21 protein-coding genes are annotated in these 22,673 nt (G+C 33.1%); 14 read left to right on the top strand and 7 right to left on the bottom strand.

Going from position 1 to position 22,673, the window contains the following annotated elements; all coding sequences use genetic code 11:
* Positions 1–216: 216 nt before the first annotated feature.
* Positions 217–621 (top strand): hypothetical protein, encoded by a 405-nt coding sequence (locus tag AB8B52_RS13000; protein ID WP_406028801.1) that lies wholly within the window; start codon positions 217–219, stop codon positions 619–621.
* A 115-nt stretch (positions 622–736) separates the two neighbouring features.
* Positions 737–1,390 carry a fructose-6-phosphate aldolase gene (fsa, locus tag AB8B52_RS12995; protein ID WP_406028799.1) on the top strand — a complete coding sequence of 218 codons (654 nt, stop codon included), beginning with the start codon at positions 737–739 and terminating at the stop codon, positions 1,388–1,390.
* 45 nt (positions 1,391–1,435) lie between these two features.
* On the opposite strand, the gene AB8B52_RS12990 is transcribed toward fsa, so the two are convergent.
* Positions 1,436–2,911: a TlpA family protein disulfide reductase gene (locus tag AB8B52_RS12990; protein WP_406028797.1), complete on the bottom strand. Its 1,476-nt coding sequence runs from the start codon at positions 2,909–2,911 to the stop codon at positions 1,436–1,438.
* Positions 2,912–3,220: 309 nt separating this feature from the next.
* Here AB8B52_RS12990 and AB8B52_RS12985 point away from each other — a divergent pair, with 309 nt between their 5' ends.
* Complete coding sequence (locus AB8B52_RS12985; RefSeq protein ID WP_406028795.1) at positions 3,221–4,846, top strand: ABC-F family ATP-binding cassette domain-containing protein; 1,626 nt, start codon at positions 3,221–3,223, stop codon at positions 4,844–4,846.
* A 130-nt stretch (positions 4,847–4,976) separates the two neighbouring features.
* Here the strand turns inward: AB8B52_RS12985 and AB8B52_RS12980 are convergent, their stop codons facing one another.
* On the bottom strand, positions 4,977–5,219 hold the full coding sequence (locus AB8B52_RS12980; RefSeq protein ID WP_406028793.1) for a putative signal transducing protein: 243 nt from the start codon (positions 5,217–5,219) through the stop codon (positions 4,977–4,979).
* 269 nt (positions 5,220–5,488) lie between these two features.
* Here AB8B52_RS12980 and AB8B52_RS12975 point away from each other — a divergent pair, with 269 nt between their 5' ends.
* Complete coding sequence (locus AB8B52_RS12975; protein WP_406028791.1) at positions 5,489–6,268, top strand: prohibitin family protein; 780 nt, start codon at positions 5,489–5,491, stop codon at positions 6,266–6,268.
* A gap of 50 nt (positions 6,269–6,318) precedes the next feature.
* On the opposite strand, the gene AB8B52_RS12970 is transcribed toward AB8B52_RS12975, so the two are convergent.
* Entirely contained in the window at positions 6,319–7,038 is a 720-nt protein-coding gene (locus AB8B52_RS12970; protein ID WP_406028789.1) for a hypothetical protein, read from the bottom strand.
* 266 nt (positions 7,039–7,304) lie between these two features.
* Between AB8B52_RS12970 and katG the strand changes: the two genes are divergently transcribed.
* A complete protein-coding gene (katG, locus tag AB8B52_RS12965) occupies positions 7,305–9,515 on the top strand; it encodes a catalase/peroxidase HPI (RefSeq protein WP_406028787.1) in 2,211 nt (736 codons plus the stop codon).
* 125 nt (positions 9,516–9,640) lie between these two features.
* Positions 9,641–10,117: an ankyrin repeat domain-containing protein gene (locus AB8B52_RS12960; RefSeq protein WP_406028785.1), complete on the top strand. Its 477-nt coding sequence runs from the start codon at positions 9,641–9,643 to the stop codon at positions 10,115–10,117.
* Positions 10,118–10,167: 50 nt separating this feature from the next.
* On the opposite strand, the gene AB8B52_RS12955 is transcribed toward AB8B52_RS12960, so the two are convergent.
* Together AB8B52_RS12955 and AB8B52_RS12950 are read right to left on the bottom strand one after the other, a co-directional pair.
* Positions 10,168–11,832 carry a Na+/H+ antiporter NhaC family protein gene (locus AB8B52_RS12955; protein WP_406028783.1) on the bottom strand — a complete coding sequence of 555 codons (1,665 nt, stop codon included), beginning with the start codon at positions 11,830–11,832 and terminating at the stop codon, positions 10,168–10,170.
* A gap of 351 nt (positions 11,833–12,183) precedes the next feature.
* Positions 12,184–13,383 carry an aminotransferase class I/II-fold pyridoxal phosphate-dependent enzyme gene (locus AB8B52_RS12950; protein WP_406028781.1) on the bottom strand — a complete coding sequence of 400 codons (1,200 nt, stop codon included), beginning with the start codon at positions 13,381–13,383 and terminating at the stop codon, positions 12,184–12,186.
* A gap of 159 nt (positions 13,384–13,542) precedes the next feature.
* Here AB8B52_RS12950 and AB8B52_RS12945 point away from each other — a divergent pair, with 159 nt between their 5' ends.
* The 4 genes from AB8B52_RS12945 (at position 13,543) to AB8B52_RS12930 (ending at position 18,173) form a co-directional block, all read left to right on the top strand.
* Entirely contained in the window at positions 13,543–14,001 is a 459-nt protein-coding gene (locus tag AB8B52_RS12945; RefSeq protein WP_406028779.1) for an Lrp/AsnC family transcriptional regulator, read from the top strand.
* A 63-nt stretch (positions 14,002–14,064) separates the two neighbouring features.
* On the top strand, positions 14,065–15,708 hold the full coding sequence (locus AB8B52_RS12940) for a S41 family peptidase (protein ID WP_406028777.1): 1,644 nt from the start codon (positions 14,065–14,067) through the stop codon (positions 15,706–15,708).
* Positions 15,709–15,854: 146 nt separating this feature from the next.
* The gene (gene lpdA, locus AB8B52_RS12935) at positions 15,855–17,255 is read left to right on the top strand and encodes a dihydrolipoyl dehydrogenase (RefSeq protein WP_406028775.1); all 1,401 of its coding nucleotides are present in this window, start codon (positions 15,855–15,857) and stop codon (positions 17,253–17,255) included.
* A gap of 9 nt (positions 17,256–17,264) precedes the next feature.
* Positions 17,265–18,173 carry a hypothetical protein gene (locus AB8B52_RS12930; protein WP_406028773.1) on the top strand — a complete coding sequence of 303 codons (909 nt, stop codon included), beginning with the start codon at positions 17,265–17,267 and terminating at the stop codon, positions 18,171–18,173.
* Here the strand turns inward: AB8B52_RS12930 and AB8B52_RS12925 are convergent, their stop codons facing one another.
* Positions 18,174–18,764 (bottom strand): hypothetical protein, encoded by a 591-nt coding sequence (locus AB8B52_RS12925; protein ID WP_406028771.1) that lies wholly within the window; start codon positions 18,762–18,764, stop codon positions 18,174–18,176. It abuts the gene before it with no gap.
* A 172-nt stretch (positions 18,765–18,936) separates the two neighbouring features.
* Here AB8B52_RS12925 and AB8B52_RS12920 point away from each other — a divergent pair, with 172 nt between their 5' ends.
* From AB8B52_RS12920 to AB8B52_RS12905, 4 genes are all read left to right on the top strand, one after another.
* Complete coding sequence (locus AB8B52_RS12920) at positions 18,937–19,341, top strand: DUF2721 domain-containing protein (protein WP_406028770.1); 405 nt, start codon at positions 18,937–18,939, stop codon at positions 19,339–19,341.
* An 82-nt stretch (positions 19,342–19,423) separates the two neighbouring features.
* Complete coding sequence (locus AB8B52_RS12915; protein ID WP_406028768.1) at positions 19,424–20,017, top strand: RNA polymerase sigma factor; 594 nt, start codon at positions 19,424–19,426, stop codon at positions 20,015–20,017.
* Positions 20,001–20,174: a hypothetical protein gene (locus AB8B52_RS12910; RefSeq protein ID WP_406028766.1), complete on the top strand. Its 174-nt coding sequence runs from the start codon at positions 20,001–20,003 to the stop codon at positions 20,172–20,174. Before AB8B52_RS12915 ends, AB8B52_RS12910 begins: the two co-directional genes overlap by 17 nt.
* 35 nt (positions 20,175–20,209) lie before the next feature.
* Positions 20,210–21,037, top strand: a complete 828-nt coding sequence (locus AB8B52_RS12905) for a mechanosensitive ion channel family protein (protein WP_406028764.1) — start codon at positions 20,210–20,212, stop codon at positions 21,035–21,037.
* Positions 21,038–21,319: 282 nt separating this feature from the next.
* Here AB8B52_RS12905 and AB8B52_RS12900 read toward each other — a convergent pair whose 3' ends face one another.
* Positions 21,320–22,672 (bottom strand): DEAD/DEAH box helicase, encoded by a 1,353-nt coding sequence (locus AB8B52_RS12900; protein ID WP_406028762.1) that lies wholly within the window; start codon positions 22,670–22,672, stop codon positions 21,320–21,322.
* Position 22,673: the final 1 nt, after the last annotated feature.

Raw genomic sequence — 22,673 nt, 5'->3', positions numbered from 1 at the left:
GGTTTACAGTAGAGTACACCGAGCCAGGCACCACAGAACGTAAAGAATTTAGAGCCCATTTCACCTTGAAACGATAAGTGGATAGTTGAATATTAGTTTATACAAGAAAAGCCTGAACATGATTTTATGTTCAGGCTTTTTATAGGTATAAAATTTATTTTAGAGTAATATAAAATATGGTACATTTTTTGCTTCAAACTATTAAAATAAGCAGTTATGAAATATCTTAAACTACTTCCGTTATTAGGTTTATTTTTTTTTAGTTGTGAAGACTTTAATTGTTTAATTCCAAGAGAACCAGAGTTGCCAAATAAGTCATTTTCCATCGCTTCTCTTGACAATTACTATTACTCAGATCTTACAGCAGAAATAAATAATGAACCTAGAGATAATGACTATGATTATTTTTTCGACGTTGTAGGGCTTCCTTTAGGTATGGATTTCTTTGTTAACAATAGAATAATAAGTATTGAGGGTACGCCTGAAGAAGAGGGAACTTATGAGTTTACTATTTTCTTAGATGTTGACGGACCATTCAGAGAGTTTGATCAAGATCAACAAGACTTTTTATGTGATTATAGCACTCAAAAAACCTATACTTTAATTGTTGAAGAACTATAAATACGAGCTATTTGTAAGTTGTTAACATATTTTGACGATTTCATAAGAATCCACTTCGTGAATAATCGTAAATTTACACCAATTAGAAACAATAACAATTCAAAAATTATTTTAAATGAAATTTTTTATAGATACAGCAAATTTAGAGCAAATTAAAGAAGCTCAAGACATGGGTATTTTAGATGGTGTTACTACAAATCCATCTCTAATGGCTAAAGAGGGCATTACAGGTACTGATAATATTATGAAACATTATGTCGATATCTGCAACATTGTAGAAGGTGATGTCTCTGCGGAAGTGATTGCTACTGATTTTGATGATATGGTAAGAGAAGGTGAAGCATTAGCTGAACTTCACGATCAAATAGTGGTAAAATTACCAATGATTAAAGATGGTATTAAGGCTTGTAAATATTTTTCGGATAGAGGTGTTAAAACTAACGTTACTTTGGTGTTTTCACCAGGTCAGGCATTATTAGCAGCTAAGGCTGGTGCAACTTATGTCTCGCCTTTTATCGGTCGTTTAGATGATATTTCTACAGATGGCTTAAATTTAATCGCAGAAATTCGTCATATATACGATAACTATGGCTTTGAAACACAAATATTAGCGGCTTCGGTACGTCATACCATGCATGTCATTGATTGTGCTAAATTAGGATCTGATGTTATGACAGGACCATTAAGCTCTATCACAGGTTTATTGAAACATCCTTTAACAGACATTGGTTTAGAGAAATTCTTAGCAGATTATAATAAAGGTAATTAACTTAAATAGGCACTATACTAATTTCAGATAAACTCTGAACTTATATTAAAAAGCATCTTGTCTAGCGATAAGGTGTTTTTTTTGTAGTAATTCTTCAAGTGTTACTTTAAATTCAGAATTAAAGATATTAGCATTTGGGTGCAGAATTACACTATCTTCATCAACAATTATCGCTTTATTTAAATAGTTGACAGCTAATGTTTTTCTAGCTTGCTTAGAATTCTTAAACTTAAATTCGTTAACCGTTGGGAAATTATAATTATTTATAATTTGTTTCCAAAACTTATCATCACTATCATTTACATTGATAGAAATAAAATCTATTTGAGGAAAATCTGTTTTCAATTTATTCACCATATAGTGGCTATTTCTATATTGTGATTTCGAATTAGAAGACCAAAAAAAGATGATGGTTGGCTTTACAATTATAGTATTCAATAAATGCTCAGTATCATTATAATTTACGATGGCTAAATTGGGTAATGGATTACCTCGTCTTAACAATTTCAAATTAGACACTAAATCCGTCATGTAAGCTTTATCTTCATCGTTTGAACTTTTGTCGATATAGTAGTTCAAAAAGGTATTCGCATCTGCTTCGGTATGATTATGACTTACATAATCAATCGTTTTATATTTTAATAAATTATTTTTGATAGTTTCATCAGAAATAATACTATCAATTAAATCTAACTTCAATTTATTATAATTCATGGCATGTCTATCAAACTTGCTGTGAAAATCATTATTGTCATAATAGCCATGAGCAGCAAGATTCTCAATATGAGAAGATAGAAACCTATTGTAAGCAAAAAAGCGACTAAGGTGCGTAGCGTTGTAGTCGATATCTTTTCTATGTCCGAAAAAATCTTCGGGTAAATCTTTAATATGAATCAATTTATTATTTCCGAAGTAAGCAAAAGGATAAATCTCTTTATCGGCATAAGCACTGTAATTGATATTAGCTTCAACGATGGATTTAAAAAATTCAGATTCATTTTTATTTTCTAAAAACTTATGAAAATCACTCAATTGATGCTGCCGTCTTTCCTCAACAAACCTGTCAAACTCTTCAGGTTCCATTTTAGAATATTTCACTAGCTGTTTCGCTTCTTTTTCGTTCGATAAGTATGTTTTAATAAGGTAGTTATTCTTTTTCGATCCATGACCAGTAAAAACGAGTGATTCATCAAAATCGTAAGTATTAAGCCTAAACATAATGCTGTCGTTTGCTTCAAGTAGCACCATTTGATATTCTCCACCATGTGTAATAGAATAAAGACCTGGCTGCAAATTATCTATTTTGTAAATAAACCGGTTACTGGAGTCAAGCGCAATAGAATCTACAATTTTACCTTCAATGTTATAAAGAATAACATTCTTATTTTTCGGATTAATAATTTCTCCACCAACATAGGCATACTCACTAGTTGTACTGCCTTTAAAATGACATCCAACAAATAAAAATAAGAAAGGAATAATAACTATGAAACGTTTGGTAAGCATATGTATCTCTATCATTTATGAAACAAAAATATAGTTTGAAAGGTTCAACCCTTGTTAATACCTCGTTAAATCTTAGTATCTCTAGTCGTTATGCGGACTAAACACTATTAATAAAGGTGAAGCAACTAAAAATGTAGGTATAGTATCATTTTTTTTGACGTTTGGTCTTACATACGTTTAATAATTAAGATGAAAGAAAAACACAATAATTTTTTGAGATTCAAAATAGGGTTATTTGCTTTACTTTGGCTTAAATTTTCTACTTTTGCAGTCGAAAAAAATGTCTTAAACATTGCGGTTGCAATGACTATAAAATTATAAAATATGTTATCAGTTTCTAACCTTTCCGTACAATTTGGAAAACGTGTACTTTTTGATGAAGTAAGCACTACATTTAATAACGGTAATTGCTATGGCATTATCGGTGCAAATGGTGCCGGAAAATCAACGTTTTTGAAAATTATTGCAGGTAAAATGGATCCGACTTCTGGCAGTGTGCATCTTGAACCAGGAAAACGCATGTCCGTTTTAGAGCAAAACCATAACAAGCACGATGAGGATACGGTTTTAGAAACTATTTTGAAGGGTAACAAGCCTTTACATAAATTAAAAACTGAAATTGATGCACTTTATGCCGATTATACAGATGCTAATGCTGAAAAAATAGGCGAGCTTCAAGTGCAATTTGAAGAAATGAATGGATGGAATGCAGATAGCGATGCAGCAGCCATGTTATCTAATTTAGGCATTAAGGAAGATTACCATTACACGTTAATGAAAGATTTGGATGGTAAACAGAAAGTCCGAGTATTATTAGCACAAGCTTTATTTGGAAATCCAGATTTGTTAATAATGGATGAGCCAACCAATGATTTAGATTATGAAACGATTTCTTGGTTAGAAAATTTCTTAGCTAATTACGATAATTGTGTTATTGTCGTATCTCACGATAGACACTTTTTAGATTCGGTTTGTACGCATATTTCTGATATCGATTTTGGTAAAATCAATCACTTCTCTGGTAATTATACATTTTGGTACGAGTCGTCTCAGCTAGCAGCAAGGCAACATGCGCAGCAAAATAAAAAAGCCGAAGAAAAGAAAAAGGAATTAGAAGATTTTATTCGTCGTTTCTCTGCTAACGTTGCCAAATCTAAGCAGGCAACAAGTAGAAAGAAAATGATTGAAAAATTAAATATTGCGGATATTAAACGATCGAGTCGTCGTTATCCTGCTATTATTTTTGAACGCGATCGCGAAGCAGGTGATCAGATTTTAAATGTTGAAGGTTTAACCGCAAGTTTAGAGGGTGATATTTTATTCAAAAATATTGATGTCAATTTAAACAAAGGCGATAAAGTGGTGGTGTATTCTAAAGATTCACGTGCAACAACAGCGTTTTATCAAATTTTGAATGGAAATGAAAAAGCAGATTCAGGTAAGATTGATTGGGGAGTTACCACTACGCAATCCTATTTGCCGTTAGATAACAGTGCATTTTTTAATAATAAATTGTCATTAGTAGATTGGTTACGTCAGTGGGCAACTACGGAAGAAGAACGTGAGGAAGTACATATCAGAGGGTTCTTAGGAAAGATGATTTTTAGTGGAGAAGAAGCTCTAAAAACATCTGATGTATTATCTGGAGGTGAAAAAGTACGTTGTATGTTAAGCCGAATGATGATGACAAGAGCAAATGTTTTAATGTTAGATGAACCAACCAATCACTTAGATTTAGAAAGTATTACCGCTTTTAATAACTCGTTAAAGAACTTTAAGGGTACAATAATGCTAACCACGCACGATCATGAGTTTGCGCAAACCGTTGGTAATCGTATTATAGAATTAACACCAAATGGAGTCATTGATCGTTATATGACTTTTGATGAATATATGAGTGATAAAAAGATTAAAGAACAACGTGAAAAGATGTATGCGGTAACGGCATAGATAATTGTAGTATATAGAATTAAAAAATGTTGGTATGTTTCAGATACCAACATTTTTTGTTTTATATCTAATAAAATGAGGATTCAATTCAATAATGTATGTAGCGAGAGAAACACTCATTAATTTCAAATTAAGATGACGCTTCCATCTCAGCTTTTACACGATTTACAATAATCATAGCTTTATCCAATTCGTCGTTATGTACATATACTTCTTGAAAACCAGCATTCATTGAAGCATAACCAGCTAAACGCTGCGATTCGCCTTCGTCTTTAATAATAGGTATAATTCCAGCATGCTGTAGGTCATCTTTCACACGAGTAACTAATATAAAATTACCATAATAGACTTTTGTATATTCTGTAGTGCTCATAATTTTAGGTTTTATTTTTACGTATAAGTTACGAAAAATATAAATATGTTACAATAAGATTATAACTAAAAAAACGTTTTCATTTCCTTAACAAGCCGTGTTAAAGTTTTCTAAATGAAGAATTTACAGAAATCAATATAAGGCCATGATAATGAGTATAATACATAGTATTTTTTAATTGCATTTATAATATCTATAAATATTCTATATGCAAATGTTATTGAAGTAAGAATTAACTTTACTTGAACAATTATTAAATACATTAAACTATGAGAGCAAAAATATCAGTATTAGTATTAGTTGTCTTTTTAACCACGAGTTGTGCGGTTATACGACCAGGAGAAGCTGGCGTTAGACAAAAATTAGGGAAACTAGATCAATCTGTGACGACACAAGGCACATTGTTTTACAATCCATTTACCACACGTATTATCAAAGAGTCTATTCAAACCGATAATTTAGGACTCATTTTAAATCTACCAAGTAAAGAAGGTTTAAGTGTAGAATCAGAAATTTCTATTCTATACCGACTCGAAGTAGATAAAGTACCTACAATTTTAGAAAACATTGGACCAAATTACCAAGGCGTCATTACAAGTGTATTTAGATCAGCTTCGGCAGATGTGTGTTCTAAGTTTTTTGCGAAAGACATGCACTCTGGAAAGCGTGATGAAATAGAGCAAGCCATTCAAGAAAAAATGGTAGAAAACTTAGCAAAGCAAGGTATTATAATCGAAGCGGTTTTAATGAAGAGTATTAAATTACCTTTTGGTTTATCGAGCTCTATTGAGCAGAAACTACAAGCGGAGCAAGATGCCATGCGAATGGAGTTTATTCTGCAACAAGAGCGTCTAGAAGCGCAACGTAAAATTATTGAAGCGGAAGGTACTAGAGATGCGCAAATGATTTTGGCCGAAGGTTTAACACCAGCTATTATTAAAATTAAAAGTATTGAAGCGTTTTTACAATTATCTAAATCTCCAAACAGTAAGGTAATTATAACTGATGGTAAAACACCATATTTAATTAGTGGTGAAGACAATAAATAAGAAAGAATAATTTATAAAAAAAGGGAGTTTAAAATTTAAACTCCCTTTTTTTATGCATTAAAATATTTGCTATCCCAAATAGCGTTATTAAAGTTCTTTCCTGCTGCAAAGCCATAATAAATGACCATAGCTGCAATAGACTTAAACATAAAAAAGAAAATGGTTCCTACTTGTGAAGACGTCATCTTATTAGAGAACAGACCATCAGGTACAAGAGCTGTTGCAAAAAGACTCACCAAAAGTGTAAATACAATCAGGCTTCCAAAATCTTTAAACGGACGCATTAATAATTTTCTAAACGGACTTAAATCATTTCCCCATTTGTGGATTAAGTAGTAATAACCATTTCCAATCGGAGCAAATAAAAGTGGGTCATCTGCATTTTCTAATTTAAATAACTTAGAAGGTGCTATGATTTTAAAACCTTTCAATTCAATATCATGCGTCTTTTCTAACGCTTTTATTTTAGAAATGGCTTCATAAGGTAACTTTCCTTTAAAGTATTTCGTGTCTAGAAATCTTAATCGATAATCAATGCAGATCGTTTTGATGGCATCGATATGATAAATGTTCTTAGTTTCAAGCAAATCAAATTTAAAATCATTTTCACTTGCTACTTTTGGAGAGGATAGGGTATTCTTAATTTTGTCGTCTTTAAAATTATCCTGCTCTAAAATTAGATTTACTTCATGAAGTAATTGGTTTTCTGATTTTTGACGTCCTTTTAAACGCATTAATTTGTCTTCAACATCTGTTCTTTTCAATAGCATAAGTCGTTTTTATTTAAAAATAAGCATCATTTTTTTTATCTGCAATTTTTTAACAATAGTGTTTAATCTTTTTTATTAAAATAAAACCAAATCGAATAAAATATTAAACAAGAAAAAAATAATGATAGACAAAAGCACTTGAAGTTTTTTGCTACTATAGAAAAAGACTATTAAAATATTAGTTAAAAAAATATACAGTTGATTTTTAAAGCCGATATTTTCATAATTTTATAAGCAATTATAAAAATTTAGATAAAAACAACAATATGGATAACAAAGGTAATTACAACATTAACAGCAGCGATGCCAGCCAATGCCCTTTTTTAAGTGGTACACAGAAAAAAACAGCTGGTGGAGGTACAAGCAATCGCGACTGGTGGCCTAATGAATTGAAGTTAAATATTCTGCGCCAAAATGCACCAAAGAATAACCCAATGGGTGACGCCTTCGATTATGCTGAAGCTTTTAAAAGTGTTGATTTTGCAGCTTTAAAACAAGATGTTATTGATTTAATGACGGATTCTCAAGATTGGTGGCCAGCAGATTATGGACATTATGGAGGATTTATGATTCGTATGGCTTGGCACAGTGCAGGTACGTACAGAGTTGGTGATGGTAGAGGTGGAGCAGCATCTGGTACACATCGTTTTGCACCTTTAAATAGTTGGCCAGATAATGGTAATTTAGATAAGGCACGTTTATTATTATGGCCAGTTAAAAAGAAATATGGTAATAAAATTTCTTGGGCGGATTTAATGATTCTTGCAGGAAACTGCGCTTTAGAATCTATGGGATTCCCAACATTTGGTTTTGCAGGTGGACGTGAAGATGTTTGGGAACCAGAACAAGATATTTATTGGGGAAGTGAAACAGGTTGGTTAGATAATGATGACCGTTATGATACTAGCGATGGTGATTTAGAAGGACATTTAGGTGCTGTACACATGGGATTAATTTATGTGAATCCAGAAGGACCAAATGGAGTGCCAGACCCATTAAAATCTGCACACGATATTAAAATCACATTCGGTCGTATGGCTATGAATGATGAAGAAACTGTGGCTTTAGTTGCAGGTGGACATACATTCGGAAAAGCACATGGTGCGGCAGATCCAGAAAAATACGTTGGTGCTGAACCACATGGTGCATCAATTGAAGAAATGAGTACAGGTTGGAAAAATACATTTCAATCGGGAGTTTTAGATGATACCATTACTAGTGGTATTGAAGGCGCTTGGACACCAAATCCAATTCAGTGGGATGCGGATTATTTTGAGGTGTTACTGAATTACGATTGGGAATTAACAAAAAGTCCTGCTGGTGCACACCAATGGACTCCAACGGAAGCATCTAATGCGCGTAGAGCGCCAAAAGCAGGAGGTAATGGCACACAAGCTTTAATGATGACTACGGCAGATATGGCTTTAAAAATGGATCCAGCTTACAGAGAGATTTCTGAGCGTTTTCATAAAGATCATAAAGCGTTTGAAGATGCTTTTGCTCGTGCTTGGTACAAATTAACGCATAGAGATATGGGTCCAATTTCTAGATATTTAGGACCTGAAGTACCAACGGAAGAATTAATCTGGCAAGATCCTATTCCAACTGTAGATTACACTTTAACAGATGCAGATATCACATCATTAAAGAAGATGATTTTAGCGTCTGGTTTAACGGTGTCTCAATTGGTAACAACGGCTTGGGCTTCGGCTTCAACCTACAGAGGTTCAGATAAACGTGGTGGAGCTAATGGTGGACGATTAAGATTGGAACCACAACGCAGTTGGGAAGTTAATAATCCTGAAGAATTAAACAAAGTATTGCACGTTTTAGAAGGGATTCAAAATGAATTCAATGGTACTATTTCAATGGCAGATTTAATTGTTTTAGCTGGTGTAGCTGGAGTTGAAGAAGCAGCTAGAAACGCAGGACATGCAGTAAATGTACCTTTTACACAAGGTAGAGGTGATGCATCACAAGAACAAACTGATTTAGAATCTTTCGGTTATTTAGAACCTTTAGCAGATGGCTTCAGAAATTATATGAGTTCTAAATTAGATGTTGCTGCGGAAGATCTGTTAGTAGATCGTGCGAACTTAATGACGCTTTCGATTCCTGAAATGACTGCCTTAGTTGGTGGTTTAAGAGTTTTAGGTGCTAATTTCGATGGTTCTAACTACGGAGTATTTACAGATAACGTCGGAAGTTTAACCAACGATTTCTTCAGTAATATTCTCGATTTTACATACACTTGGAGTGCCACGTCTGAGAATGATACCATTTTTGAAGGTCGTGATCGTAGAACAGGTGAAGTGAAGTTTACAGGAACACGTGCCGATTTAATCTTTGGTTCTAATACGGAATTAAGAGCGGTTTGTGAAGTTTACGGAGCAAGCGATGGACAAGAGCGTTTTGTAAATGATTTTGTCGCAGCTTGGAACAAAGTAATGAACTTAGATCGCTTCGATTTAAAATAATAATAGTTGATTAATAGCAAATCACTATAATAAAGGAATGTACACTACCCCGTACATTCCTTTTTATTTTAAAGTAGCTGTTAAATTTAATAGTCCTGAAAATTCGGGAGTTGAATACATAAATTATGAATGCACAAGAGTTGTTTTTTGCGACCATACAATCTGGTAATGTTACCAATTTAAAATCGCAGTTAAGTCATAATCCTGACATCGTAAACGTTAAAGATTCAAGAGGATTTACACCATTAATTTTTGCCACATATTTTGATAAAGAAGACATTTCGAAACTATTAGTAGATCATAATGCAGAAATAGATGCTAGAGATGCGTCAGGTAATACAGCCTTAATCGGTGTTTGTTTTAAAGGAAATGTTAGTATTGCCAATCATTTAATAGCACATGGTGCAGATCTAAATGCAAAGAATACAAAAGGTGTTACACCATTAATTTTTGCAACGCTGTACAATAAGCTTGAAATTGTAGCACTTCTTTTAGAAAAGGGAGCAGATAGCACTATAACAGATAAAGATGAAAAATCAGCTACAGATTATGCTAAAGAAAAAGGATTTGTTGAAATTTTAGAGTTATTAAGAAATCAGTGATAATATTAAATGCAAATTTGCCGTAATGAGAACTTTGCGTTTAAAAAGTCTTATTTTGAAGCAATCATTTTAATTTTCAATCTAAACGCAGCAAATAATAAGGTTGTAAACGGACTCAACCAATTAAATATAGCATACACAAAGTAATCTGCTACACTAACACCTAACACACCACTTTGGTAAGCTCCACAGGTATTCCAAGGAATCAATACCGAAGTTACAGTACCAGAATCTTCTAACGTACGACTCAAATTTTCAGGCGCTAAACATTTGTCTTCGTAAGCTTTTTTAAACATTTTCCCAGGAATTACAATCGCTAAATACTGGTCGGATGCCACGACATTTAATCCTAAACAGCTAATGACTGTACTTGCAAAAAGACCAAAAACGGTAGTTGCAACAGATAGTAAGGCTTTTGTTATGCGAGATAAAGCTCCAATACCATCCATGATACCACCAAAAACCATAGCACAAATGATTAAGTAAATGGTCCAGAGCATGCTATTCATTCCTCCTGAACTAAATAATTTTTTTAATCTTTTAATCGTTATTAATTTATCTAAATTTTCAGCTTTATTCTGAATAATTTCTGGGTTACTGTATGAGGTTGAGAAAAATGTTTTAAGATCTTCTATAGTGTATGAACCTTTTAGGTCATTATCTGAAAAAAGATTTTCGAGCCTGTCTTCATCATTATTGATTTTTTTAATATCTATTTCCGAGAACACAGCTAGGTATTCTTCATCGGATATTTTAATATTGGTATCTGTCAAAATGGATTGAACAATTGTTTTTGTTGAAGATTCAGAAATAGAATTTATAAGTTTCGGTTGAAAAATAAAGGAAAATATAATTGCTAAACAAACACCACTGACCAGAGCTACTAGTGGCTTGGTTTTAAGTAATATTAATACTACTACCGCTACAGGAACCAGAAATAACCAAGGCGTAATGTTAAAATAGTTATCAATTGTTTCAAGAATAAATGTTGTATCGGAGTTTCCATTAGAATCTATAGAAATACTTATGATAGAAAAGACAATTAGAGTTACAATAATTGTTGGTACAGTTGTTATTGCCATATATTTAATATGCGTAAATAAATCTGTGCCAGCCATTGCAGGAGCTAAGTTGGTGGTGTCGCTTAAAGGAGACATTTTATCACCAAAATAAGCACCAGAAATGACGGCACCAGCAATCATTCCAGGATTAATGCCAAGTGCAGTGCCAATACCAATTAAAGCAATACCAACGGTAGCCGAAGTCGTCCAAGAACTTCCTGTAGCAATCGAAATTACAGCAGCGATAATTACAGATGCTGGTAAAAATATTTCAGGACTTAAAACTTGTAAACCATAATACACCATTGCTGGTATAACTCCGCTTATTAACCAAGTTCCGGCTAAAGCGCCAACCAAAAATAGAATGATAATAGGTACAAAAACACTTCTTAAGTTTTCCCAAATTTCTTTGAGCATAGTCGATAAGGTTGTTTTATTAAAGAAGCCAACAACGGCTGCAACACCACCACCTAGTAATAAAATGATTTGGTTGGTATAGGCTCCAAACCATTCTTGTCCCTCTACAAAAAAGATGTTATAGGCCAATAAGCTCATTAAAATAATAACAGGGATCAGCGCTTCAATAAAACTAAGCTCCTTATTATTAATGATTTTTTGGTCTTCTATATCAATGTTTGATGAGTCGTCTTTCATGTAAGTTAGGTTTCGTTTTGTAATGTTACGATTTTGCGTCACCATTTGCAAATTGAAAAAAAGACAAAAGAATTATTCGTATAAAAAAGCGATTAGGTTTCGAAATGAAATTGAACCTAATCGCTAAATAGAAATTATTTTAATAGAGATCTGTAGATCATTACTTATGGGACTTGATAATTAATAAGCTACTGACTGGTTGAGCGCAGTCGAAACCTACAAAAAGCACATCAATAGTTCTCGACTGCGCTCGAACAGACAATTATTAATAATTCAAATATCATATAATCAATTAATTATAATTAATTTTTAGTTCGTATTTAAATACTGAACTCTGTATTTTTAAATGTTTTATAAAATCTGCAATTCTTTCATGCATTGATGCATCATGTCATAAGTCCGCTCAATATCAGCGTCCAATCCAATTGAAAAACGAATTAAACCATCGCTCAAACCCATTTCTTTTTGTTCGTCTTCTGGTATTTCAGATGATGTGGAACTTCCTGGCGCACTAAATAAGGTTTTATAAAATCCTAAGCTTACAGCTAAATAACCTAGGTTACGTTCTTGCATCAATTCCATTAGAGCATTGGCTTTGTCTAAAGAACCCACATCTATCGTTAGCATGCCACCAAAACCATATTTGTCATTCATCATAGATTTGAATAATGCATGCGATGGATGAGATTTTAAACCAGGATACACTGTTTTTAAACCACTTTGTTCAAATTTATCTGCTAAATAACTCGCATTAAGACTATGCTGTTGCATTCTTATATGCAGTGTTCTTAAGTTTTTTAATACAGAGGCAGATCTTAAGCTATCCATCGTGGATCCTAGTAACATGGCAGCACCATCATTTACGTTTCTTAAATCATCTATTAATTCTTGAGTGCCACAAACCACACCACCAACCGTATCAGAAGAGCCATTAATAAATTTTGTTAAACTATGAATGACGATATCGGCACCTAATTCTTTCGGAGAAATCGATAAAGGAGAAAAGGTGTTATCCACCACAAGTTTGAGATGGTGTTTTTTTGCTAAGGCAGCTAAACCTTTAATATCAGCAACTTCTAAAAGCGGATTACTAACCGATTCGCAATACAGCACTTTAGTTTTTGGTGTGATGGCAGCTTCAACAATAGCGAGTTTTGTGATGTCTACAAAAGTGGTAGTGATCCCTAAACGTGGAGCAAAATTTTTTAAGAAAGCGTAGGTGCCACCATAAATAGTACGACTACTAACAATATGTTCACCTGCACCACAAAGTTGAAAAAGAACAGGTGTAATTGCACCCATACCAGAAGCAGTAACCGTTGCCGTTTCAGTGCCTTCCATAGCAGCCAAAGCTTCACCTAAATATAAGTTGGAAGGAGTTGAATGACGCGAATATAAATAGCAACCATCAGCGTTGCCTTCAAAGGTATCAAACATTGTTTTTGCTGATAAAAAAGTATAAGTTGAAGAATCTGAAATCGAGGGATTTACACCTCCGAATTCTCCAAAGTATTGTAAATCTTGAATATTATTTGCAGGTTTAAAAGCCATAAGAATTGATTTGAATTATATATTCAAATTTGGAAAAATTTAGATGAATAATCAATAGTTTGTCTCATAATTAGAAAATAAATCTATTTTAATGATTTAATTCAGTGTATAAATCATTATTTTTAATCATTCAATGATGTATTTAGAAAAAACAACACTATGATTTTTGACGAAACCGACAGAAAATTGCTCCATTTACTTCAAATAGACAGTAAACAGACTAATAAAGCCTTATCGATACAATTAAATTTATCCGTGACTGCAGTCTATGAGCGCATTAAAAAATTAGAAAAAAATGGCATTGTAAAGCAATATGTAGCCTTGGTAGACAAAAGCAAAGTGCAAAAGGATTTTGTAGCGTTTTGTCATGTAAAATTAATACAGCATACACAAGAGTACGTGGTAAAGTTTGAGCGCGAAGTAGATCAGCTCAATGAGGTTTTAGAATGTTACCATCTTAGTGGTGATTACGATTATTTACTCAAGGTTTTAGTTAAGGATATGAGTGCTTTTCGAGAGTTTATGGTTAAAAAACTCACAAAAATTGACCATATTGGCAGTACACATAGTATGTTTATGATTAATGAAGTAAAACATACTACAGCAATTATTTTGTAACCGCAGGCAACCATTGGCATTTAATAATCGTCTTTATAAATAGAAACCGCTAACACATCCTTAATGAAATTAAATATTCAGAATAGTTTTACAGCAAACAAAGTCATAATCGCGTTTAGTTTTTTCCTTATTTTAGCCTCTTGTGCTAGTGTAGAAAAGCATAATCTACAAATATCAAAATTACATCCTGTTGCAGATTTGCATGAAGACGTAGATAAGGTTTACGAGCAATTACAACGCAATCACCCACGTTTATATCAATTTACGTCTAAAGAGGTACTCGATTTTAAGTTCGATAGTTTAAAGAAAGCCATCAACACTCCTTTAGATAGTCGTACGTTTTATAAAGAGTTAGCTGCCGTCACCAAATATGTTGGTCAAGGTCATATGACAATGTCTCCACCAAGCAAAAAATTTAATAGAAAAGAACGTAAGGCATTACGAAAAACTAAATTCGAAATCAATAATTTAGATTTTGAATATCTAGACGATAAACTATTCATCGTAAATGCAAGAGGTAGTGATTCTGTTTTAATTAATGTAGAGGTCTTAAAGGTTAATGATGAATATCCAAAAGATATAATTCGTCGTTTTAAACGTATTATCGCATCAGATGGTTATAATTCCACCCTTCATAATAGAGTGGTTGGGCGTCGGTTTTTAGGCTATTATGTCAATGACAAGGGACGTTTTGATAGTATTACGTTTAAGTTCAAAAATTCAGATTCAACGTTTGTGAAAATGTATAAGCGTGTTTTAAAAAAAGATACTACAAAAACAAAAAAAGATGTCATAAAACAAGACTCAATTAAACAGGATACACTTATCGCTAAGAAAAAAATAAAACTCACTAAAGCTGAGCGGAAACTTAAAAAACAAGAGCGTAAAGCAAAGCAGAAATATAATAGGAAACGTGGTTTCATTGCTTCTAGAAAAGAATATACTAGGAATCTTAATTTTGTAGGTAAAGATAGTTCAGTAGCGTTATTAAAAATTAGAGGGTTTACTAGAGGTAAGTATAAAGACTTTTATAATGAAACCTTTAAGACACTCGACTCACTAAGAACCGAGACCCTTATTATAGATTTACGAAATAATTTTGGTGGACGTTTAAATGAAATCACCTATCTCTACGGATTTTTTACGGATGAAAATTTCACCATGATTAATCCGAGTGAAGTCAATTCTAGATTTTTAATATTAAAAGCTACTATGAGCAATACAACCTCTACAACTGCTAAAATGTTCGGTGGTTTAGTAGCTCCTGTATTTGCTACAATCGATTTGCTTAAAACTCATAAAAAAGATGGGCAAATTTATTACAAATTTAAATCATCTAAAGAAAAAGAACCGCAAGAGCATAATTTTAAAGGTAAAGTTTATGTCATTACCAATGGCAATTCGTTCTCGGCATCGTCATTAATAGCAACACAACTACAAGGCAGTAAACGTGCTACTATTGTAGGTGAAGAAACAGGTGGAGCTTATAATGGTACAGTTGCCGGACTTTATAAAATATACGAATTACCAAACTCTAAAATACGTGCCAGAATAGGTTTAGCACATATTGATGTCCTTTACAAAACCACACCTGATGGCTATGGTGTAAAACCAGATGTTGAAATTTTACCGACTTTAGAAGATCGACTTAACAATGTGGATCCAGAATTAGAATGGATTTTAAACGATTTGGAACAAAAAAAGTGAGATTTATCGCTTTAATAATGGGTTTTAAAATTCGTAAATTATTATTGTAAGTCGTATTTTTGCTTTAGAATTTTTTGAACGTTGAAAATTGAATGCATGTGTTTTAATCGTTTTTAAAATTCTTCATAAAAAAAATAGAAAAATATATGAAATCATACGACGTAGCAGTAATAGGTTCTGGACCTGGTGGATATGTAGCAGCAATTCGTTGCGCACAATTGGGCATGAAAACTGCAATTATTGAAAAATATTCCACCTTAGGTGGTACTTGCTTAAATGTGGGTTGTATTCCAAGTAAGGCACTTTTAAGTTCTTCGCATCATTATGAAGAAGCTACAAAACATTTTGAAGAGCATGGCATTGAAATTCCTGGTGATATCAAAGTTAATTTAGAAAAAATGATTGGTCGTAAGCAATCTGTTGTAGATCAAACTACAGGAGGCATTGATTATTTAATGAAAAAAAATGAGATCGATGTTTTTGAAGGTTTAGGCTCTTTTATAGATGCTACACATATTAAAATTGAAGGTAAGGACGCCCAAGACATTGAAGCTAAAAAGATCATCATTGCCACAGGATCTAAACCAAGTAATCTGCCGTTTATTGAGATAGATAAAGAACGTATTATCACCTCTACAGAAGCTTTAAAACTGAAAGAAATTCCGAAGCACATGATTATCATTGGCGGTGGAGTTATCGGTTTAGAGTTAGGACAAGTCTATTACAGGTTAGGTTCAGAAGTTACCGTTATAGAATATCAAGATCGAATTTTACCAACCATGGATGCTGGTTTATCTAAAGAATTAAATAAAGTTTTTAAGAAAGCCAAGTGTAAAATGATGATGTCTCATAAAGTACAATCTGTTGAGCGTCAAGGAGACGAAGTAGTGGTTAAAGCTGAGAATAAAAAAGGAGAAGTTGTCGAATTTAAAGGCGATTACTGTTTGGTGTCTGTTGGTCGTCGTCCTTATACAGATGGCTTAAATGCTGAAGCTGCAGGTGTGAAAATTAATGATAGAGGTCAGGTTGAAGTGAACGAGCATTTGCAAACCTCTGCATCTAATATCTATGCCATTGGTGATGTTATTAAAGGTGCCATGTTAGCACACAAAGCTGAAGAAGAAGGCGTTTTTGTTGCTGAAACATTAGCAGGACAAAAACCACATATCGATTATAACCTAATTCCTGGTGTAGTTTACACATGGCCAGAAGTGGCTGCAGTTGGTAAAACTGAAGAAGAATTAAAAGAAGCAGGTGTTGCTTATAAAGCTGGTCAGTTTCCATTTAGAGCATTAGGAAGAGCTAGAGCCAGTGGAGATATTGATGGTTTTGTAAAAATCTTAGCTGATAAAACAACTGACGAAGTTTTAGGAGTGCACATGATTGGTGCACGATGTGCCGATTTAATTGCAGAAGCAGTGACTGCTATGGAATTTAGAGCCTCTGCTGAAGACATTTCACGCATGTCTCATGCACACCCAACCTTTGCAGAAGCTGTAAAAGAGGCGGCTTTAGCTGCCACTGATGATAGAGCTTTACATGTATAGTATCGACATATGATTTTTAATAAATTTAAATATTTTATAAAAGCGAGCTCATTGGGTTCGCTTTTTACTGTTACAACGAAACGGAAGTTAAGCACTTACTTGCTGTTGACTTTTATATTTACAGCTTGTGCTCCAAAATTAAAAAGTAACCTTAATCAAAGTTTTACTCCGCTTTCTCAAAATGCCTTGGTGGTTGTTTTAGATATTACAGACGATCAAATTATTGCTTCAAAAAACATAGGTGAATTAAAAGCAGTGGATAATGGATTTTCGGAAAACTGCACGTATTATGAAACGGTAGAAAATTTAAAGCGTTTAGCACGAGCAGCAGGAGCGAATCTTATTAGAATCACAAAACAAAAAAATCCAGATAAATGGAGTACCTGTCATCGTCTTTGGGCTGAAGCGTTTAAAGTTGAAAACCCACAGGCTTACGAAACACATATAGAGTGGCGAGCTGACAGAAAATTAACTTGGGATGATTTTAAAGGCGAACCAGATCTTGAAAATTTTCCAGAGGCATTGGCTGTAACTAATTCTGGTTTTAGTTACGAAACAGGTATTAACCTTTTTAAAAAAGGAAAAGTATTTGTAAAGAGTATGTTTAATACCAATCTAAGTTGGGTATTGCCACAGGGCAGAACGGATTTTATACTGAGGCACGAGCAGGTGCATTTTGATATTACTGAAATCTATTCGAGAAAGCTCCGCAAAGAACTAGCTGATGCTGGTATTACAAGTGAAAATATTACAAAGGGGAAACCTATTTTCGATCGTATTTCTATTCAGTTACAAAAGCGACAAGATAAATATGATCGAGAAACCAAACGTGGATCAAAACAAGAAACGCAAGAAAACTGGGAAGCGATTATAGAAATTGAATTGGCAAAATACGATTTGTATAAAACGAATGATTGATTAAAGTTCTTGAATCAAATCAAAAATACGCATGCGTTTACTATAATCATATTCATTGACATCTTTTACAAAGCAATAGGCACTAATGTCTCCAGATTTTACTTTTTCAGCTAATTCTTCAACTTTAAAAGGGCCAAACTCTTTAGATTGTTCAATGTAGTAAAACTCGTGATCGTAAATAATAGTACTCACTTTCTTTTTATACTTTTCTTTCAAAAATGTATTAATGTCCTCAACAGTATTGAGTTCATCATCATATTTGGTGGTATTGATATAGAGTGCAAATTCTTCTTTTTCTTGGTTGTTAAGCACTAAAATGTCATCATCCTTAAAAAAGGCCTTTACGGTGATGATACCATCTTCGGTTTCAATAGAAAAGGTATTTTGAACATTAATATTCCAAGAGGTAGTAATCACATTATCCTTTCTTGAAATTTCGAGAATATTATCCTCCTTAAATGTGTAAACAGACTTCTTTTTAGAGATGCCATTCACCAAAACCCATTGTTGATTTATAAAATGCGCGTCGTGATGACGTTCGAAATCAAAAGGTTTTAAATTAGGAATAGTGTCGTGTAGGTAATCGTTCATTTACGGTTTCAATCAATCGAATTTACATAGCTTTTGCCATGTTAACGCTTAATTTGGGTTTTAAATTATTTAAAGTTAATAATTTTTTGGTTGATTTAAAATTTCTTTCTTAGCAATTCGATGAATTGTCAGCTCTAATCGTTTAATTCTGTAATTTTACACAAACAAATTTATGGAAGCACTAACCCTCACAACTCCAGCACTTTTATTCTCGGCAATATCTTTAATAATGTTGGCTTATACCAATCGGTTTTTAGCATATGCAGCAATTATTAGAAATCTAAGAGATAAATATGTTAAAGAACAAAATGTGTCTATTCTTAGACAAATAAATAACCTTAAGCTTCGTGTTAAATTAACGCGCTATATGCAAATCTCAGGAATTACCAGTCTATTATTTTGTGTACTCACCATGTTTTTAATCTATATAGATTATAACCTTGTTGCTGTTTGGGCCTTTGGCTTGGGCTTGTTGTTATTAATAGTGTCACTACTATTTCTTATTTGGGAAATTCAAATATCAGCTAAAGCGCTACAACTTCATTTAGCAGATATTGAGGAATTATCAAAAAAATAATATTTTTTTAAAGATTATTGTGACCTCATAGAATGTTTGGTGTCTTAATACTGTAACTAACTAATTAAGATTAATAAATCCCTTGACAAAAGACGCTATTCATAGCCTAACCGATGAAGCGCTTGTAGAAGCTATCGTGAAAAACAATGACACTATGTTGTTCGAAGTGTTGTACGATAGATTTGCAAGTATGGTTTATAACAAGTGTTATGGGTTTGCTAATGGTGTGGATGAAGCTAAAGATTTAACGCAAGACGTATTTTTAAGAGTCTTTGTAAAATTGGCAAGCTTTAAAGGGAATTCGAAATTTTCTACTTGGCTATATGCATTTACGTATAACCATTGTGTTAATTATGTGACCAGAAACACAGCAAAAAAGTTTGAAAAGAAATCAATTAGTTCAGAAATGATCGATATTGAGAATATTGGTGAAGATATTGATTCTACTGTGGAGTTTGAAAGCATGCGTGTAGAGCAGTTAAAGAAAGTAATGGAGTTGATTTCACCTGAAGAAAAAATGATTTTACTGTTAAAATATCAAGACAATTTATCAATAAAAGAATTGGCTAATGCTTTAGATATTGGAGAAAGCGCAGTTAAAATGCGATTAAAAAGAGCAAAAGAAAAACTTGTACAGAAGTACACAAATTATACGAAAGATGGAAAATCCATTTAAGCAAATAGATCTGCCTTTAAAAGAAGTTCCCATGGAACTGAAAGGCAAAGTTATGCATGATATTGCCATGGCAAAGCTGCTTATGGAATTGGCTGAGCTGTTTTCGTATAACCTTGGTTATATTATTGACAGTGTCAGTAGTAAAAGAAAAAAGTAAATACTTAATAAACCCTAACAAAACACATTATTAGTATGGAAAAAGTAACAGAATTTAAAGATATTGCTTTGCAATCATTGACCACCATGTGGTTAGAGATTACCAAAATATTCCCAAATATTATAGGAGCGCTGATTGTGCTGATTTTAGGATGGATTATTACAAAGTTAATTGTGAAACTTATTAAAAAGGTTTTAAAATTAGCAAAAGTGAGCAAGCTCGATGCTAAGATTAATGAAATTGAAATAGTAGAAGGCAAGCAACTTAATTTTGATACGGTTAAAGTCGTTTCAAAATTTGTGAAATGGATCATGTATATCGTGTTGCTAATTACGGCTTCTGATATTATGGGATTAGAAATTATCTCAGAACAAGTCAGTGCACTTCTGGCATATTTACCGCAATTATTCGCTGCTTTAGTCATCTTTATGCTAGGTCTGTTATTTGCCAACTTTGTTAAAAATGGACTAAAATCATTATTTGAATCTATGGATATGTCTGGCGGAAAAATGATTAGTCAGATCGTGTTCTTTTTATTACTAACCTTTATCTCCATCACAGCGTTAAATCAAGCCGGAATCGATACACAGATTATTACCAACAATATCAATATGATTATTGCGGCTTTCCTTTTAGCTTTCACAATAGCCTTTGGTTTAGGAGCTAGAGAAGTCGTTGGTAAATTATTGAATTCGTTTTATGCGCGTAAAACCTTTGAGGTTGGGCAGAAGATTGTTTTTAATAAAGAGCGTTACGAGATTGATGCTGTGCTAAGCGTTTCAATTATATTAAAAAATGCAGAAGGAAAACTAGTAGTTCCTATTAAAGAAATTATAGAAAATCAAGTACAAATGCAGGATTAACTGTGAGGTTAGGGTCATAGATTTTATGTTTACATAAAATACGATCCTGCATGTACTTGACGTATTTAAACCCTTTTCATTAATTTGATTAGGGTTTTTTAAGTTTTATATATAAATATGAAATAACGTATCTTACTTCATTGTGCTATAAAGATATATGAAATAATTAGAAGGCTGTTAAAATAATGATTAGAGCAAATGATAACAAGTAATTAAGTTTGTTTAATCTGAGTTAGACTTGTTTTCGTCTACAGAGAAATGTCAAAAAAAAAGCGCTTATTCTTACTTTTTCTTATTCCTTCGATTATAATTTTTATCACCTCGTGTCTTTGGTTTCTTATATTTCGCTGCAATCTTAAATTTATAAGAACCTCCTAAATTTTCTTTAGAATTCTTTTCAGATTTTTCATGAAAAGCAGGTCCAGGTGCATCTTCATCACGCTTTTTTATAGGATTGTTGCGCTCTCTTATTTGTGGACGCTCTTCTTCAATTAATTCTGTGGAGGTTTCAACATCATCAGGAAATTCTAGCGTTTCAATTTTCATTTGCATCAATTCCTCAATACGCTCTAAACCTTCTTTTTCCGCCTCTGTAGAAAATAAAATGGTGTGGCCTTCTCTTTCAGCACGACCAGTTCTTCCAATTCTATGCATGTAATTTTCAGGATAATCAGGCGTATCAAAATTAATAACGTGCGATACATTTTCAATATCCAAACCTCTAGCCATAACATCTGTAGCAACCAATAAGCGGTTTTCTCCTTCTCTAAATTGCTCAATACTTCGCAATCTGTAATTCTGGGTTTTATTAGAATGAATAACGCAGGTTTCATTAGGGAATAACTCTTCCAACTGATCAAAAAGGCGATCAGCCATACGCTTATAGGCTACAAAAATCAAAACCCTAGAGAAGTCGTCTTTATTTTTAACTAAATGTTCTAACAGATTTACTTTGGTGTAAAAATTAGGCACATCGTAGCGTTCTTGTTTTATATTTTCTAAAGGAGTACCCGAAACTGCAATGGCTATTTTTTCAGGACTCTTAAAAAAATCAGTAATTAAATCATCAACATCTTTGGTCATCGTTGCCGAATACATAATGTTTTGTCGACGTGCAGGCAGAATATCAAAAATATTGAGCAATTGGTGTCTAAAACCTAAATCGAGCATCACATCTACTTCATCAATTACTAATTTCTGAATGGATTTTAATTGCAAAACGCGGCTCACAGCCAAATCATATAATCGTCCAGGAGTTGCCACAATAATATCCTGTCCTTGAGCAACAGCCTGCTTTTGTGTATTGATGTTTGTACCTCCATAAACACCCAACACACGATTGTTAATGTATTTAGATAGTTTTTCAATTTCATTGACCACTTGTACCACCAATTCTCGCGTTGGTACTAATATTAAAACACGTGGATTTTCTTGTTGCGAATACTTTAGGTTTCTAAGAATAGGCAACATGTAGGCAAACGTTTTGCCAGTACCTGTTTGGGCAATACCAACCACGTCCTTACCAGCAGCAACGACATTAAAAGATTCCGCTTGAATTGGAGTAGGAGTCGTAAATCCTAAATCGTCTAAAGCGTTGTATAAAGGAGTATTTAAATTAAGATCATTAAAAGTCACG

Origin of the sequence: Winogradskyella sp., from assembly GCF_045105575.1 — a bacterium.
Taxonomy (GTDB): domain Bacteria; phylum Bacteroidota; class Bacteroidia; order Flavobacteriales; family Flavobacteriaceae; genus Winogradskyella.
Note: the sequence above shows the minus strand (reverse complement) of the source record. Positions and strands in the feature narration are given on the sequence as shown.